This is a genomic window from Ureibacillus sp. GCM10028918 (genome assembly GCF_042666115.1).
Taxonomy (GTDB): domain Bacteria; phylum Bacillota; class Bacilli; order Bacillales_A; family Planococcaceae; genus Ureibacillus.
The window spans coordinates 273,605-290,661 of record NZ_JBHTFK010000002.1 but is presented as its reverse complement, the minus strand read 5'-3'; the positions used below and the strand labels follow the sequence as shown (position 1 = coordinate 290,661).

Genomic DNA, 17,057 nt, shown 5'->3' with positions numbered 1-17,057 from the left:
TTATAACATAATTGCGATAGGTTCTCCCATCTTCACATTATGCCCTTTTTTAATATTTTCAGCAAAGGTAATAATGTCTTCTTCAAACAACATGACAACTGTTGAACCAAAGCCAAAAAATCCAATCTCCTCACCTTTCTTCCAAGATGTCGAGACATTTGTTAAAGTAATTGAGTTCACAAACATTGCTCCTACTTTAACAAGGGTAACATGTTTATTTTCTGGAAATTGCAATTCACTAATCATTCGATAGTTTTTGCTAATTGGCTTTTTGCCGTAAGTTAAACCTAACTGATTTACAGGGTAGGATTTATTCCCAAGTATATATTGGCGAATCACTGTCCCATCTATCGGACTATGAATACGATGATAGTTCGCTGGACTTAAATAAAAAACAATATATTTCCCATTTTTATATTTATTTATAACTTGTTCATTCCCTAACAAATCCAAAAGTGTATAAGGCTTTCCTTTTACTGTAAATATGGCATCTTCGTCTATCCGACCAAAAGATTCAATTTTTGCGTCAACAGGACTGACGAATATATCCTTAGCTGGATTCACTGGCCTTACTTCTTCTTTTAACTGCCTTGTGAAGAAATCTTGTAAACTTGTAAAACTATTTATTTCACGTGAAACTTCAGTATGATCTATTTCGTATACTTTACTATAACGGCCGATCAGATTTTTGCTGATTGGTGATGTCACAAGTTTTTTAAGTAAGAACGAGCTGTATTTTCCATTCGTAAGTTCAATAAGTGATTGATAGACTTTTTCTTTCATAGTACCCCCAATAAATTCTGAATTTTATATGTAACTTTAAGGATTTTTTATTGACTTACAATTTATGCTGTTTCGAAGTATAATATATAAATATATTTAGCGCAAAGGAGTGTTTCCCCATGTTTATCATCCATATGGTGGATTCCACGATTAAAAAAATTAAATCGCACGCTGCTAATCTAATTACACTTTGTAATTTGTCTTTCGGTGGTGCCTCGATTATGGCAACATTAAATGAAGCATATAGTTATAGTGTTTTATTTATTTTTATTGCTGCTTTTCTAGATCGATATGATGGTAAGGTAGCAAGAAAATTTAATCAAGAATCGGAGCTTGGCAAACAATTGGACTCCATGGGTGATATTATATCATTCGGTGTAGCCCCCGCTCTATTGATGTATGAAATTATTTTAGCCGATTTCGGTATGATTGGAATAATCTTCACTATTCTTTATATTGCATGTGGTGCATTCCGCTTAGCTCGCTTCAATATTTCGGAAGCTACAGGCTATTTTGTAGGATTACCTATTACTGCAGCAGGAACTTTTTTAACATTTTCTTATTTCCTAATCCCGGCAGTAGGTCCACAATTTTATTTATTTCTCTTCCCAATTCTCTCCATTCTAATGATATGTACATTAACATTAAAAAAGGTATAAACGATTCGATGCATCGATTCTGATTGCATCGTTTTTTTATACATGTTTTTTAATTTAATTGCCACTACTTCTCATTTTCCCATGAAGTTTATCATATAATGTCGAAAAAAGCAGAAAGGATGACGTGATTGAGCGGAATTTTTGCATCACTAATGCAGCTTTGGTTAGACATTCCGTCATTACTTGGTTATTTAAAGGGGCAGGCTTTTCATCGACCTTTTACCAAAGAAGAAGAAGCAAAAGCTATCGAACGCTTTATGGGAGGCGATGAACAAGCGCGTCTTGATTTAATCGAAAGAAATATGAGGCTTGTCGCACACGTCGTCAAGAAATTCCACCCTCAGCATGAGCAACTAGACGATTATATATCCATTGGGACTATAGGATTGATGAAAGCGGTTAGCAGCTATACACCCGATAAAAAGACCCGTTTAGCCACTTATGCTGCACGATGTATTGAAAATGAAATTTTAATGCATTTACGTGCTCAAAAAAAGGTACAAAAAGATGTATCGCTGTTTGAACCAATTGGTGTGGATAAGGAAGGACAATCTCTGCAAATTCGTGATTTATTACAGCTAGAAGAACAACCAGCCATCGATCAAATCGAACAAAAGGAAAGCTTTGAACAGCTGTATGCCTATTTAAATACTTTAGATGCTCGAGAACTTGAAATCATTGTATATCGTTATGGACTAAACAATAACGATCCGTTAACACAAAAGGAAATTGCAAAAAAACTTAAAATCTCAAGAAGTTATGTATCGCGTATCGAGAAGCGGGCACTGGTAAAGCTATATCAACAATTCAAGCATAATCAAGCTGAACGGGAAAATCGCAAGGCAGAAATCGAATCATCAAATTTAGACAATTAAAAAATGCTCATTAAGGTTAACTATAACCTTAATGAGCTTTCTTTTAATGATATGTTCTTTCTTTTGCTCCAGAATAAATAATAATTCCTAAAATCGCTGTGATAGCTACAGAACCTGCCATAAGCATTAACATAGCATAACCCTCCTAAACATTCATACTTCTATATTACTTTGATTTTTTCTCTTCGGTCAAGTTAGTTTTTTGAACAAAGGATGACGATTACAATTTTTCAATTGTTTTAAGTACAATTTCAGTGGAATGCTTTGCAGCAATAGGCAAGAATTCTTCAAAGCTAATGTTTGATTCTTTACCGGCAATATCCGATAATGCGCGAATCACAACAAATGGCGTTTTAAATTGGTAACATACTTGAGCAACAGCAGCGGCTTCCATCTCGACGGCTTTCATTTGCGGGAAATATTCTCTCACTTTTGCTACACGCTCTGGATCATTCATAAAAGAATCTCCAGAACAAATTAACCCTACACCATATTGATGCTCACCAATCTCTGAAACAGCTTTTTCAGCTAAGCTCAGCAAACGCTCATCAGCTTTGAAAGCAGCTGGTAATTGCGGCACTTGACCCATTTCATAATTAAAGATTGTAACATCCACATCGTGATGGCGGACTTCGTCGGAAATAACGACAGCACCCACCTCTAATGACGAATCATATCCACCAGCGGAACCTGTATTGATCACTACGTCCGGTTTGAACTCATAAAGTAATGCTGTAGTAGACATTGCAGCATTTACCTTTCCAATACCACTTTTCAGTAAGACAATCTCTTTGTCTTCGTATCTTCCTGTTGTATATTCACTATTTGCAATAGTAGTTACTTCAGTATCTGATAGAGCATTTCGTAGTAATTCTACTTCTTCTTCCATTGCTCCAATTACTGCAATTCTCATTCATATTCCTCCAATTCTTGACACACATATATTAAAGAATATATCCTTTACCGTCAAGGAGTGGGTTATCTTGTACCCACAGACTGATTTAGTTTCTCAACTTTCACAGGTTTCCAGCCTTCATTTTGTAACCATTCGATATATACACGATAATTTTCGGTTTTGTCGCTTGTTGAAACAACCGCTACCGAACTATCGGCACTTCCATTATTTTTAACAGACCAAAAAATAATATTATTTTCGTCTAATTGAACAGCTTGACGAAACGTTTCTAATTTTTCTTCATAATCTGGATGCCCTTTTTCGTATGCAGATACATGTTCGCCAACTTGTTTAGTTGGCGTTACTTTCCATTCCGGGTTAATCAAGACTTCTTCAACCATCGGATCGTTCGAAGCTTGAACAATAATTTCCGTATCCGAATTTGTTCCCTCTTGAGATTCTGACTCACCTGGCTCTAATTCTTCAGCTGATACCACATTTTTTTCAGCTTGCGTTTCTTCACTTTTAGTATCTTCTTTTACAGCGTTTTTATTTACATTTTGTTTTTCAACCGCTTCATTTGTGTTTTCTTTCTCACTCTCTTCATCATTGAAAATTGTGACTACATTTAAAACAATAAGTATTGAAACGATTGCAATAAGAATATTTAAGATTTTGTCCACTTTGTTTTTTTGTTTTCGCTGATCAAATCGTTTGTTTTCTGAACGCGTTAAAGATTCTTGTCCTTTAGACATAAATTGAATCCTCCTTTACCTCATTACCTTTATTGTATCAAGATTCCAAATGAAAGCCATTAATAAAGCACTTTTTAATAATCTTGTTATAATTTTAAAGTAAATGAAAAAGTCGACAAAATCTTTATATGATTTTGCCGACTTTGTTATTCAAGTATTATTAAAATTAGCACTTTCGATGTATGAATAAAGGAACCTTTTCATCATTGGAAGGAAATCAAATTCCTAACTTACAGGCTATGTATAAAGCCAAATGTAAAGGATACTAAGTAAGTTGTATTATTAATTAGCTGTTTTAATTGTGACAATACGTACTTCCATATCTCCACCTGGAGTTGTTAGTTTTACGATGTCATCTACTTTACGACCTAATAATGCTCTTGCAATTGGAGAATCATTTGAAATACGTCCTTCAAACGGATCTGCTTCAGCAGAACCCACGATTGTATATTCTTCTTCATCACCATCTGGAAGTTCAACAAAAGAAACTGTTTTACCTAGAGTAACAACGTCACTTGCACCAGATTCTTCTATAATTAATGCATTACGCAGCATTGACTCAATAGTCGTAATACGCCCTTCAACAAACCCTTGCTCTTCTTTCGCTGAATCATATTCAGAATTCTCCGATAAGTCTCCGAAGCTGCGAGCAATTTTAATGCGCTCTACTACTTCTTTGCGTTTCACTGTTTTTAAGTTTTCTAATTCTTCTTCTAATTTTTGTTTCCCCGCTAAGGTCATTGGGTATTGTTTTTCATTTGCCAAATTAGTTCACTCCTTAAATCTTCACGAAATTATACTTGAAACAATACTATACACACCTTGATAGAGAAAATGCAATCGTTTTCTCTGCAAGATGTAATAATAAAACCCGGTTAATAGTTAAGCATATGAGGTTTTGGGAATGATTAGAAGTCCCTATACCCACTTAACTAATAACCGAATTTGACTAGTAAACGTAATATTTGTATATACTAATTAATTCCAATACTCACTCATCATATTACACAATTGTTGTAGTTTCAAGAATTGTTTTAATTTTTGTTACCATTAAGTCAATCGCTACTTCATTTTCTCCACCTTCTGGGATAATGACATCTGCGTATCTTTTTGTTGGTTCAATAAATAAGTTATGCATTGGTCGAACGGCAGTTAGATATTGTTCGATTACAGAATCAATTGTTCTGCCTCGTTCTTTAATATCTCTTTCAATACGACGAATTATACGTAGATCTGAGTCGGTATCGACAAATAATTTAATATCCATTAAATCTCTTAACCGTTTGTCTTCCAAAACAAGGATACCTTCCAGGATAATTACATCCTTTGGATCCACGTGGATTACTTCATCGGCACGTGTATGATTTACATAATCATAGACTGGTTTATCGATAGCCTGTCTTTGTAATAATGTATTGATATGCTCCAATAATAAATCATTATCAAAAGCTAATGGATGGTCATAATTTGTTTTCAAACGTTCTTCAAATGTTAAATGACTTTGATTTTTATAATAGTAATCTTGTTCAATTACAACAACGGAATGCTCACGAAAGACATCATAGATGGCATGAGTCACGCTCGTTTTCCCTGAGCATGAACCGCCTGCAATCCCTATTACTAAAGGGCGCTTTTTGGACATTAAATATTCTCCTTTCGCATCATGTTGTAGCTGAACAACGGACGCGTACACTTAAATTTAATAATTTGCAATGGATGGTTGGCAACTTCCAGTTCATTCCCTTTTTCATCCCAAATTTGGCCAACTTCTAATTTAAAGGATTCTATATCAGGACCAAAAAATTCGACTGTATCACCTGGTTTAAAATAATTTCGCTGCTGTAAAGTAACCATCTGTGTTTCTTGGTCGTAATCAAGAACTAGACCTGCAAAATCCCATTTCAATTTAGAGGCATGCGTTCCGAACATTTGCTGTTCATAGCTTGGCTCTCCTTCAAAGAAACTTGATGCAGTGGCACGGTTTGCACAGCGATCTAATTCTTCAAGCCATTCTTTTTTAATCTGGAAATTCTCCGGGTCTGCACAATAAGCATCGATTACTTTACGGTAAACAGAAATAACAGTTGCTACATAATGAATTGATTTCATACGACCTTCAACTTTTAATGAATCGATACCAAGCTCAATCATATGGGGAATAGATTCGATCAGTTTCAAGTCTTTTGGACTCATGGCAAACGGTGCATCACCTTCGTTAAACATTGCTTTTTCCTCACCATCTACTTCTTCATACAAATCGTAATCCCAACGGCAAGACTGACAGCAACCACCACGGTTTGAATCACGAGCTGTCATGTGATTTGATAAAACACATCGACCTGAATAGGCAATACACATTGCTCCATGAACGAAGGCTTCAATTTCAATATCAACCTCTTGTTTCATTTTAAGCATTTCTTCTGCACCAACTTCACGGGCTAAAACGACACGATGAAGCCCTTCTTGCTTCCAATACTTCACAGCTTTCCAATTCGATAGTGACTGCTGTGTCGAAAGATGGATTTCAAGTTTCGGTGCCACGCGACGACAGGTCTCAATAATTAAAGGGTCCGCGACTATAATGCCTCTCACACCGACACCTTCAATTGCTTGTAGATATTCTTCTAATCCGGCCATATTTTCATTATGTGCAAAAATATTCGTTGTTACATAAATAACTGCACCATATTTCTTCGCAAACTCGACACCTTCGCGCATTTCTTCAATGGTAAAGTTACCCGCATTCGAACGCAGTCCAAATTCTTGACCACCAATAAATACAGCATCTGCACCATAGTGAACCGCTACCTTTAACTTCTCCAAGCTTCCAGCTGGTGCCAGCAACTCAGGTTTTTTAGTAATAACACGTTTACCATTTACAGTTTCGCGAATTTTTTCGTTTTCTATTAGTTGTAACAAGGCAAAGTACTCCTTTCTAATAAACTGTTTCTTTAAAGATAAATCCTGTATCTAATGGACGTAATTCTGGTTGGATTTCTTCAATTCTTCCTAATAGCTCATCCTTAATCTCTTCATACCCATTTTCGCCATTGTCGAAATATGCATCAATTGCTTGGCGATAGCACTCAGTTACCGTATTGATGTAATTTTCCGTATGTAGTACACCGTCAAATTTTAGTGAATCAATTCCCGCTTCAAAAAGCTCGGTTAATTCATCAATAAGACACATATCATTTGGAGAGAAAATATGTGTACCGTTTACATCTTCATAAATCGGGTATTTATTTTTACGTTCTTTGTCGTGTAAGAACATATTTTTATTAGCTTTACGATTTTCAATTTCCATTACTTTGTCACGATATAAGAAATAGTTCCCTAAAAGCGAGCGTTTGGACTGGAACATACATGTCATACCATGAATTTGTACTTCGATTTCAGGCTTAGCATTCTCTTTAATTTCAATAACTTCGTCTAATGAAAGTTCACGGGCAAGAACTGCTCGATTTGCTCCTCGTTCATTCCAATAATTTGCTTGGAACCAGTTCGTTGCAATTGTTTCCGGGCTCCAATGCAGCGGAATCGTTATTTCTAATTCACGAACTGCCACGACCACAGCTGGGTCACCAAAAATTAAAGCATCGACACCAATTCGTTGCATTTCTTTTAAATAGTTGTCTAGAGCATCTAAACGGTCATTATGGAAAATTGCATTTACTGCTACATACACTTTTTTCCCTGCTCCGTGGATTAGCTGTGTTGCTTCCTCCACATCTCCTACAGAAAATTCACCTGCTAGACGCAAACCAAATTGTTGTTCTCCAATAACAAAAGCATCTGCTCCCACTTTGATTAATGCCTTAATATGATCTACTGACTTTGGTGTCACTAATAATTCAGGTTTTTTCATTATTCGTCACCTCTTTAAACAAATTAATAAGCCATCACCGACCGGGAAAAATGTACTATCATAATCCGGGTGTGCCATTATCCAGTCAGCAAAAGTTTTCAAGTTGCGAATCATTGTTCTTTTACGCCTTGGCACTTCTTTTATATCTAAATCAGATAATCCATGCATGTACATATTATCGATATATAAAATACCGCCTGAAGGAACCAATGGTGAGTATTTTTCAAAAAAGCGCATATATTGGCCTTTCGCCGCATCAATAAAAACAGCATCAAAAGTAGATTGTATACTTTCCACATCCACTTCTAACGCATCGCCTTCAATCACTGTAATTCGATTACCTGCTTCAGAACGTGCAATAAATTGCTTTGCAAGATTTACTCGTTCTGTATCCCTTTCAACAGTAACAATTGTACACTCTGGTAAAGTACTAGCCATTCGTAGAGCGGAATAACCAATAGCTGTCCCTATTTCTAATATTCTAGATGGATTTTGAATTCGAAGCAGCTGATTTAGCACATCTATCGCTGACAATTGCATAATCGGGACATGATGTTCTTTTGCATACTTCTCCATTTCCAATAATAACCCGTTTCTTGGCTGTATAAAGGATTCTATGTAAGAGTTAGAAATTTCCATTATGTGAACCCCTTTAAAATTGATTTTATACTTTTTTAAAGAAAAAATTTGATTAAATAGTAGGAAAGTATTAGAATTTCTATCTTCTCTGTCAAAAAAATCACAACTTATAATATCATGAAAAGAGAAGGAAAGCGAATAAATCTTCATTATTCTAAGAGTGAAAAGTCTCGTTTCGAAACTATTTCGTAAAATAATAAATCTACTCGTTTCCTTCTGGAATATTCCGGTTATTGTTCTAAAAATTCGTCGATATTTAGTAAATGCTCTTCATAGGTTTTAGCAAAGTGATTATTGCCCTCAGGATCAGCTAAGAAATATAAATATTCTGTATCTGTAGGATTAAGGGCTGCTTCAATTGAAATTTTACCGGCATTTGCTATCGGCCCTGGAGGTAACCCTTGAATGACATAAGTATTATACGGATTTTCCACCTCTAAATCTTCATATAAGACCCGGTCTTTATGCGAGCCTAACGCATACAAAACAGTAGGATCGGTTTGCAACGGCATGTCAATTTCCAAACGATTATAAAATACGCTAGCTATCGTTTCTCGATCTGTCTGAGCAGTTGCTTCCTCTTCAAGCAAAGAGGCAAAAGTCAGAAGTTGATGTGGTGTCATTTGTTTCTCTTCAAGCAAGCTATCATATTGCGTGACAACATCATTTGTTAACGAAATCATCATAGAAACGATTTCTTGTAATGACGGACTCTCTTCATAGAAAGCATATGTTGAAGGATATAAATAACCTTCTAATGCATATCGAATATTAGCATTTGAAACTTCCTCAGTGATTAAATCCGGATAAGTAGCCATCATATTTTGAATAAACTCTTTGCTCGTAACTAATTCCATGAATTGTTCAGCTGTGTATTCCGTATGCTTAGCTACAATTTCCGAAATTTGCTCCAAGGTTAACCCTTCAGGAACAGTAACAGAAAATACTGGTTCATGATAAACTTTACCTGTTTTTAAGCTTTCGATAATTTCATCAAGTGTCATGGACTGTGTCATAATGTAATCACCAGCTTGGAAGTTCGATTCATTTTTAAACTTTGTGTAATATTTAAAAATACGTGCATTTTTAATAATACCGTTTTCTTCTAAAATCGACGAAATTGTCGAGATACCAGAACCCATTGGTATTTCTACTGGTATTTCAGCTGTAGCTTCCGGATTGATGGGTTGAAGAGCGGATTTTACATAGAAATAACCACTCACTCCTACAATTCCGATGATTAATAAAATAACTAACGTCACGATTGTCACAATGCGACGTACAACTCGTCCTTCTTTTTTACGTATTTTCATTTTTTCTATCATCTCTTGTTTTTTAGATTCATTATTATCCATCAGGTACCCCCTTACATCTCCTAATATGATACAAGAAAATACAAATGGTGACAACAAAACCCGTCACATCCCACGGATGTGACGGGTTTTGTCTGCACCGAAAGCGTTAGCGACAGGTGCAATATTCTTAAACGAAAACTTTGCAGAGTATGGACACTCTTCATCTGCGCCGGAAGCGACAGCGACAGGCGCAATATTCTTAAACGAAAACTTTGCAGAGTATGGACACTCTTCATCTGCGCCGGAAGCGACAGCGACAGGCGCAATATTCTTAAACGAAAACTTTGCAGAGTATGGACACTCTTCATCTGTGACGAAAGCGCAGCGACAGAAGCAATGACTTTGATAAGCATAGGCACTTATTACAGAAACAACTCTGTTTCGATATGTGACGGGTTTTGTCTGCACCGAAAGCGCAGCGACAGGAGCAATGATGTCTCAGTGCCCCGTACTGCCATAAATAGTAGGATTAGGCTTCGAGAGGCTGCCTCAGTTCCCGATGTTGCTATATACTAGCGGAATCGGGGTTCGAGACACAGTCTCAGTTCCCGATGCTACTATAAACTAGCGGAATTGGGCTTCGACACACAGTCTCAGTGACCGATGCTACTATAATCTAGCGGAATCGGGGTTCTAGACACAGTCTCAGTTCCCGATGCTACTATAAACTAGCGGAATCGGGGTTCTAGACATAGTCTCAGTGACCGATGTTGCCATAAACAAGTGGAATCGGGCAGCGAAGTCCAATCTCGGTTCCCAGTACAACAAAAAAGTCATGACAATGGACTTGGAGAAAACATCCTCAGTCCTCTAAGTTATCTGAAATCCGATAGAGCAACCATTTTACATTTCGTAACAAAACCATAAAAAAGGATAATCCAATGTGTTAAGCAACACATTGGATTATTCCTAACTCGTAATTATTTTATTTTTGATTCAATGACTGAAGCTCTTGTTCAACTTTTTCCCATTCTTCATCAGTTTCTATTGGCAGCAGGTCTTGTACTTCCCCTTTTTCACCAGCAATATAGCATGCTGCGAAAATTTCGCCAACTTCTTCTTGATCCGCAAATGTATAGAGAATGTAGGATTTATTAAACTCTTCTAATTCAAAACGATGGATTACTTCACATACCACGTCTTCATCATTTTCATCTGAAATTGTAAAAAAATCTTCTTCTCCGTCACCGAATTCAGCTATTAGCGTATTAAGAACCTCATCAACCATTTCCCACTCTGCTTCTGTTTCTAGAGAAGTAAAATCGGTCATTTCCCCGTTCTCATCGAGTTCAAAACGAAGTGCAGAAACTTCCTCGCTGTCATTTCCATTTTCATCAACTATTGAATATAACACATAAGAATGTTCTTCACTGTCAAACGTCATAATTGCTCTACATTGCTGTTCAGTACCATCCTCTAATTGAATTTTAAAATATTGCTCGTCCATTTTAGGCACCTCCAAATAGTGTTGTAAATCCCACTTACGCAAAATAAAGTAGTAAGTTGAAATTATAATTTCCTTAGATTACTTCTTTATCAGTAGAAAAAAGGTAGGCAAATTTACGCCTACCTTTTCATTTTAAATCTTATTCTTCTTCTTCATCCAACTGATCTTCAAGTTGATTTAAAACTTCTTCGATTAAATCCCACTCTGCTTCAGTTTCAATCGGTTCTAACTCACCGTCTTCACCGTTTTCAGATGGTGTGAATGCAGATGCGAAAATTTCAATTTGACCTTCATCATCTTCTTCTGCGCCTACTAAAGAATAAAGAACATACGATTTACCAAATTCCTCAGAATCGAAAGTATGGATTACTTCGCATAATTGTTCATTTCCGTTTTCGTCGACAATCGTAATATTACGTTGTTCGTGATCGTGTTCTTGTACCATTATTGGTCACCTCTTCATTAAATTTCAAACCTGCTACACTTGAAGTGCGAAGGTTTCTATTTTTCGCCTCTTTTACAGTTTCTCGAGGCAAAGAGTTTCTATACCCTTTTTGCTACTATATCAAATCAGAAAGCTTTTTGCCTTCTTCGAAGCTTTTGAGGCAGAACGTTTCAATTTCACAAACGCCCTCTTTTACCCCTGTCACTTTGCATTCGGGGGAGAGAATTAACATTCGCCTTGGCGAATGTTAATTCTTACTATCTAAATACCCCTGTAGAATCATTACAGCCGCCATTTTATCAATTACTTGTTTGCGTTTTTTTCGGCTAACATCGGCATCGATCAGCATTCGCTCTGCGGCCATTGTTGTTAGGCGTTCGTCCCACAGTTTGACAGGTAAATGGAAGGTTTCTTCTAATAAAGTTTTATAATCTTTAGAAGCTTCGCCACGCGGACCGACTGTATTATTCATATTTTTAGGAAAGCCTACCACAAATTCGGTAACAGCATATTCCTTTACAAGCTCTTTTATACGTTCAATTCCAAAATCGCCTGCTTCTTCGTTAATTTTTACAGTCTCAATACCTTGCGCTGTCCATCCTAACGCATCGCTGATAGCAACGCCGACTGTTTTTGAACCTACATCTAAACCCATAATTCTCATATTTACTATTATGCCTCATTATTCTTCTTAATATAAAACTTTACCAGCTCTTCAAGTATTTCATCACGCTCAAGCTTACGTATTAAATTTCTTGCATCCTGATGGCGAGGGATGTATGCCGGATCACCAGATAAAAGATACCCTACAATTTGGTTTGTAGGATTATACCCCTTCTCCTCTAGTGAAGAGTACACCTTCAGCATCACTTGCTTTACTTCTTGTTCCATTGATTCTTCCGGGAAACTAAATTTCATTGTTTTATCAAACGAACTCAAGACCAGCACCTCGCTTTCAGAAATTAGGAGATGTAAAGACGGTCTACATCCCCATTTTCTTTATTATAACTTATTCTTGCTATCAATCAAATATTGGAATGGTATTCTCACCATATTTTGTTACCTATTGTAAATTTGTAATACGAGAATTTCTCTCTACTAGCATAAATATTAAATTGATTTAACGTAATCATACACAGAAACTAATGCTTCTTCAAGTTTCGAAGCATCTTTTGCACCAGCCATCGCCATATCTGGACGACCGCCGCCTTTACCTCCGCATGCTTCTGCTACAGTTTTCACGATATTCCCTGCATGGTAATTCCCACCAACTAGCTCCTTCGATACACCAGCACATAACATAACTTTCTCACCATCAACAGCGCCAAGTACGATGACTGCTTTTTCTAACTTACCTTTTAGATCGTCCATCATTTGTCGCAGTTGATTGTTATCTTTTGCATCAACTTTGGTTGCTAATACTGTTACATCCCCAATTTTTTGAGCGGCATCCAATACTGCACTTGCTTGGGAATTGGCCATTTTTTGTGATAATGCATCATTTTCGCGTTGTTGCTCTTTTAATTCTTGTTGCAGGTTTTCAACACGTGCAACTAAATCTTTTGGATTTGCTTTTAATAGGTTAGCTGATTCTTCCAGGATACGTTGTTCTTCTTTTACAGCTTCATAAGCTGCTTTACCGGTAACAGCTTCAATACGGCGAGTACCTGCCCCAATACCAGCTTCAGAAACAATTTTAAATAAACCAATTTCGGATGAACGTTTTACATGAATGCCGCCGCAAAGTTCAACTGAATAGTCACTTACTTGAACAACACGAACAAGATCGCCATATTTTTCACCAAATAATGCCATTGCTCCCATTTCTTTTGCTTCTGCAATTGGCATTTCTTCAATAACTACTTCAATATCATCCCAAATTTTTTCATTAACAATACGTTCAATTTTTTCAATTTCTTCTTTTGTGGCTGGACCAAAGTGAGAGAAGTCAAAGCGTAATCGATCTGGCCCAACATAAGAACCCGCTTGGTTAACGTGGTCACCTAAGACATCTTTTAAAGCACGTTGCATAATATGTGTTGCTGTATGGTTCTTGACAACTAGATTACGTTCATCACGATCAACTTTTGCTTCAACATTATCATTTAAGCTCATTTCACCAGATTCAACCACAACAGTATGAAGTGTTTGACCATTTGGAGCTTTTTGTACATCTTTTACAAAAGCTTTGAATGTTTCATTTTCAATTGTCCCATGGTCTGCAACCTGGCCACCCATTTCAGCGTAGAAAGGAGTTTCAGCTAGAATTACGAGAACCTCTTCTCCTTCTGAAGCCACCTCGACAATGTTACCATTTGCTACCATGGCCACAATTTTTGTTTCCGTGTATAGAGTATCATAGCCAACAAAATTAGATTCTTGCTTCAAGTTCGCTAAAACTTCTGATTGAACTTGCATTGAATCCACATCGGCACGCGCTGCACGAGCACGTTCACGCTGTTCTTCCATCGCCGATTCAAAGCCTTCGTGGTCGACAGTCATTCCAGCTTCTTCAGCATATTCTTCTGTTAGTTCTACTGGGAAGCCATACGTATCATAAAGACGGAATGCATCGTTACCAGGAATGACATTTAATCCTGCAGCTTTCTCTTTTTTAATAACCTCTGAAAGAATTGCTAATCCACCATCAAGTGTTTCGTGGAAGCGGTTTTCTTCGTTTTTGATCACTCGTTGAATGAATTCCGTTTTTTCTTTCACTTCAGGGTAGAAGTCTTGCATAATTTCACCAACTGTTGGAACTAGTTCAAACATGAATGGTTTTTCGATTCCGATTTGTTTTGCATAACGAACAGCACGGCGTAATAGTCGGCGTAATACATAGCCCCGTCCCTCATTTGAAGGAAGTGCACCATCCCCAATAGCAAATGCGACAGTACGAATATGGTCAGCAATCACTTTGAATGGTGTATTAATATCTTCTTCACTACCGAAAATTTCTTTTAAATCGATTTCACCCGGACGTTTGTATGGACGATTTGCAAAGTATTCAATTTTCTCGATAATTGGCATGAATAAGTCCGTGTCGAAGTTCGTTGGTACATTTTGAACAACAGATGCCATCCGTTCAAGACCCATACCCGTATCAATATTTTGTTTTGGAAGCGGCGTATAAGTACCATCTGGGTTATGGTTGAATTGTGAGAATACTAAATTCCAAATTTCAAGGTAACGTTCGTTTTCTCCCCCTGGATATAATTCAGGATCATTTTCATCGTTCCCATATTCAGGTCCACGGTCATAGAAAATCTCAGAGTTTGGACCAGATGGACCTTCCCCGATATCCCAGAAATTCCCTTCAATTCGAATTAATCGTTCTTCTGGAATTCCGATTTCATTTTTCCAAATATCATATGCTTCTTTATCTTCCGGATGAATCGTAATTGATAATAACTCTGGATTGAATCCCATCCATTTTGAATCCGTCAAGAACTCCCACGCAAAGTGAATCGCTTCTTTTTTAAAGTAATCTCCTATCGAGAAGTTTCCTAACATTTCAAAAAATGTATGATGGCGAGCTGTTTTCCCTACGTTTTCAATATCGTTTGTACGAATTGATTTTTGTGCATTTGTGATACGAGGATTGTCAGGAATAACACGTCCATCAAAATATTTCTTTAATGTTGCAACACCTGAGTTAATCCAAAGTAATGAAGCGTCATTAATTGGTACTAGTGGTGCTGATGGTTCTTGAGCATGTCCTTTTTCAATAAAAAAGTCTAAATATTTGCGACGAATATCTGATGTTTTCATCTTAATACTACCTCCAAAATTAAGTTAAGTTTGTTTATACATGATGGTGTTAAGTTTTAGATTTTAAGAATTTTTCCCCCACTTTGGAATTAAAATCCTCCTGTACAATGGAAATATCCGAGACTATCACAGTTTCCCCAACAAAAATGCTAGCTAATTCCGCCAATTCATATTTTCAGCAAAATAAAAAGCCTTCATCCCCGGTAAAGGGACGAAGACTATAGTTTCGCGGTACCACCCTAATTTATAAGGTCGGCTAAAGTCAATCGCTTTCATTCTTCGTTGTTCCTCGTTAAATAATCCTCATGACCCTTTATGGTCACTCCGGTTATTTAAGTCGTCACGCCTTGACTGGCAAGCGATTTCTTTTTAGCCTCCATCTCTAAAGGCTAAAGTAATCAACCAAACTTATATCTCAAGCACTGTAACGTAAGTGAACGGCAGGGATTAGCTGCACTCAGGAGTAGCTTTCGGTTAATGCTTTACGTAAGATCCTTTCAGCCTGAGGAATCTCTTTCTGTACGAACTGCATAAACTTACTTTTTCCATCATTGTTTTAATTATTTTACACTACTGATTTAAATACTGCCTTCTTTAAAAATCAGTATACGAAAATCCATATATAGAATAAATTCGTATTTTCTAATAAATTATATGAAATGGATTAGATTGTGTCAATTATAACTATTTTACATGATCCATTACTCATAGCGATACATATTCCAAAATCCGATATCAACAAATCCCAAACGCTTATAAATTTTTCCAGCTTCTGGATTATCATAGAATAAACAAAGCTCTTTTCCTTCAGCTAAAAGGTCCTTACATAGTTTAATCATACAATCTGTAGCAAGTCCTTGCCGTTTGAATTTCTCTTTTGTAGCAACAGCAATAATCATCGCAGAAGAGCTATTTTCGGCTGTTGTAGAGGCAGTTGTCGCCATTTCACCATCCGCACGAATAAAGTATGTACGTCCTGTTTTATTTTCGATCATACGTTTCTTTGATTCCACAGTAATATTGCTGGTCTGAAATTCAGGTACTTCCTTTAGAAGTTCAACATTCTCTTCGATTTCATCTAAAGTTAGCTTTTCAACTCTCACTAACTCCTCGTCCCTCTTATTTTCTAACAACCTTTGACATTTCGCATAGTAAAATGAATTGCTGCTTCGTTTTTTCTTTGGAATGAGAGGCTCAAGCTTTTCTACTACTTCTTTTAATCCCGATAATTCGCGCATATTCGAATCACTATTGATGATTTTTGCGAAGCCTTCTATATCATATTCCCCTGGAGCATATGGTATATAGTTACTTTCATATTTTAAAAGTACAGCAATAAGCTCCCCTGCTTCTCCAAAATGGCCCCAGAGCGTTTGAAACTCATGATCAAAACCAAATGCCTCAACATCACCGATAATGAATAAGTTCTCGGCTGGCTTTTGGCAAACAAACTCCATCAATTGCTTTCGATTTGCTTCAGTAAGCTTTTTTATCATATCCATCCCCCATAACTACAATAAAATTATTAAAGAAATTACCACAAATTTCATAAAATATCAATAGCA

The 17,057-nt window shown here is 36.7% G+C and carries 18 protein-coding genes; 3 read left to right on the top strand and 15 right to left on the bottom strand.

Features of this window, described 5'->3' with window-relative positions:
* Complete coding sequence (locus ACFQU5_RS01345; protein WP_390283939.1) at nucleotides 1-783, bottom strand: phosphatidylserine decarboxylase; 783 nt, start codon at nucleotides 781-783, stop codon at nucleotides 1-3.
* Nucleotides 784-902: 119 nt separating this feature from the next.
* On the opposite strand from ACFQU5_RS01345, the gene pssA reads away from it, so the two are divergent.
* Nucleotides 903-1,442 (top strand): CDP-diacylglycerol--serine O-phosphatidyltransferase, encoded by a 540-nt coding sequence (gene pssA / locus ACFQU5_RS01340; protein ID WP_390283937.1) that lies wholly within the window; start codon nucleotides 903-905, stop codon nucleotides 1,440-1,442.
* Nucleotides 1,443-1,570: 128 nt separating this feature from the next.
* The gene (gene sigK, locus ACFQU5_RS01335; RefSeq protein ID WP_390283935.1) at nucleotides 1,571-2,317 is read left to right on the top strand and encodes an RNA polymerase sporulation sigma factor SigK; all 747 of its coding nucleotides are present in this window, start codon (nucleotides 1,571-1,573) and stop codon (nucleotides 2,315-2,317) included.
* Between the two features lie 220 nt (nucleotides 2,318-2,537).
* On the opposite strand, the gene mtnN is transcribed toward sigK, so the two are convergent.
* The 8 genes from mtnN to mltG all read right to left on the bottom strand — a co-directional run bounded on the left by mtnN (nucleotide 2,538) and on the right by mltG (nucleotide 9,829).
* A complete protein-coding gene (gene mtnN / locus ACFQU5_RS01330) occupies nucleotides 2,538-3,230 on the bottom strand; it encodes a 5'-methylthioadenosine/S-adenosylhomocysteine nucleosidase (protein WP_390283933.1) in 693 nt (230 codons plus the stop codon).
* A 65-nt stretch (nucleotides 3,231-3,295) separates the two neighbouring features.
* Complete coding sequence (locus ACFQU5_RS01325) at nucleotides 3,296-3,967, bottom strand: YrrS family protein (RefSeq protein WP_390283931.1); 672 nt, start codon at nucleotides 3,965-3,967, stop codon at nucleotides 3,296-3,298.
* 282 nt (nucleotides 3,968-4,249) lie between these two features.
* Nucleotides 4,250-4,732 (bottom strand): transcription elongation factor GreA, encoded by a 483-nt coding sequence (greA, locus tag ACFQU5_RS01320; protein WP_390283929.1) that lies wholly within the window; start codon nucleotides 4,730-4,732, stop codon nucleotides 4,250-4,252.
* Nucleotides 4,733-4,970: 238 nt separating this feature from the next.
* Nucleotides 4,971-5,609, bottom strand: coding sequence for a uridine kinase (gene udk, locus ACFQU5_RS01315; RefSeq protein ID WP_036201769.1), 639 nt, complete (start codon nucleotides 5,607-5,609; stop codon nucleotides 4,971-4,973).
* Entirely contained in the window at nucleotides 5,609-6,886 is a 1,278-nt protein-coding gene (locus tag ACFQU5_RS01310; protein WP_390283926.1) for a peptidase U32 family protein, read from the bottom strand. The genes udk and ACFQU5_RS01310 overlap by 1 nt, the downstream gene beginning before the upstream one ends.
* 16 nt (nucleotides 6,887-6,902) lie before the next feature.
* Entirely contained in the window at nucleotides 6,903-7,835 is a 933-nt protein-coding gene (locus ACFQU5_RS01305; protein WP_390283924.1) for a peptidase U32 family protein, read from the bottom strand.
* 6 nt (nucleotides 7,836-7,841) lie between these two features.
* Entirely contained in the window at nucleotides 7,842-8,474 is a 633-nt protein-coding gene (locus ACFQU5_RS01300; RefSeq protein WP_390283922.1) for an O-methyltransferase, read from the bottom strand.
* A gap of 230 nt (nucleotides 8,475-8,704) precedes the next feature.
* A complete protein-coding gene (gene mltG, locus ACFQU5_RS01295) occupies nucleotides 8,705-9,829 on the bottom strand; it encodes an endolytic transglycosylase MltG (RefSeq protein ID WP_390283920.1) in 1,125 nt (374 codons plus the stop codon).
* An 88-nt stretch (nucleotides 9,830-9,917) separates the two neighbouring features.
* Here mltG and ACFQU5_RS01290 point away from each other — a divergent pair, with 88 nt between their 5' ends.
* Nucleotides 9,918-10,169, top strand: a complete 252-nt coding sequence (locus ACFQU5_RS01290) for a hypothetical protein (RefSeq protein ID WP_390283918.1) — start codon at nucleotides 9,918-9,920, stop codon at nucleotides 10,167-10,169.
* Nucleotides 10,170-10,754: 585 nt separating this feature from the next.
* Here the strand turns inward: ACFQU5_RS01290 and ACFQU5_RS01285 are convergent.
* From ACFQU5_RS01285 to ACFQU5_RS01260, 6 genes are all read right to left on the bottom strand, one after another.
* Nucleotides 10,755-11,276, bottom strand: coding sequence for a DUF1292 domain-containing protein (locus ACFQU5_RS01285; protein ID WP_390283916.1), 522 nt, complete (start codon nucleotides 11,274-11,276; stop codon nucleotides 10,755-10,757).
* A 139-nt stretch (nucleotides 11,277-11,415) separates the two neighbouring features.
* Entirely contained in the window at nucleotides 11,416-11,721 is a 306-nt protein-coding gene (locus ACFQU5_RS01280; protein ID WP_390283914.1) for a DUF1292 domain-containing protein, read from the bottom strand.
* Nucleotides 11,722-11,968: 247 nt separating this feature from the next.
* Nucleotides 11,969-12,385, bottom strand: a complete 417-nt coding sequence (gene ruvX, locus ACFQU5_RS01275; RefSeq protein WP_390283912.1) for a Holliday junction resolvase RuvX — start codon at nucleotides 12,383-12,385, stop codon at nucleotides 11,969-11,971.
* Between the two features lie 8 nt (nucleotides 12,386-12,393).
* Nucleotides 12,394-12,660 (bottom strand): IreB family regulatory phosphoprotein, encoded by a 267-nt coding sequence (locus tag ACFQU5_RS01270; RefSeq protein ID WP_036201762.1) that lies wholly within the window; start codon nucleotides 12,658-12,660, stop codon nucleotides 12,394-12,396.
* 171 nt (nucleotides 12,661-12,831) lie between these two features.
* Entirely contained in the window at nucleotides 12,832-15,492 is a 2,661-nt protein-coding gene (gene alaS / locus ACFQU5_RS01265) for an alanine--tRNA ligase (RefSeq protein ID WP_390283910.1), read from the bottom strand.
* A 701-nt stretch (nucleotides 15,493-16,193) separates the two neighbouring features.
* On the bottom strand, nucleotides 16,194-16,988 hold the full coding sequence (locus tag ACFQU5_RS01260) for a GNAT family N-acetyltransferase (protein ID WP_390283908.1): 795 nt from the start codon (nucleotides 16,986-16,988) through the stop codon (nucleotides 16,194-16,196).
* Between the last annotated feature and the right edge of the window lie 69 nt (nucleotides 16,989-17,057).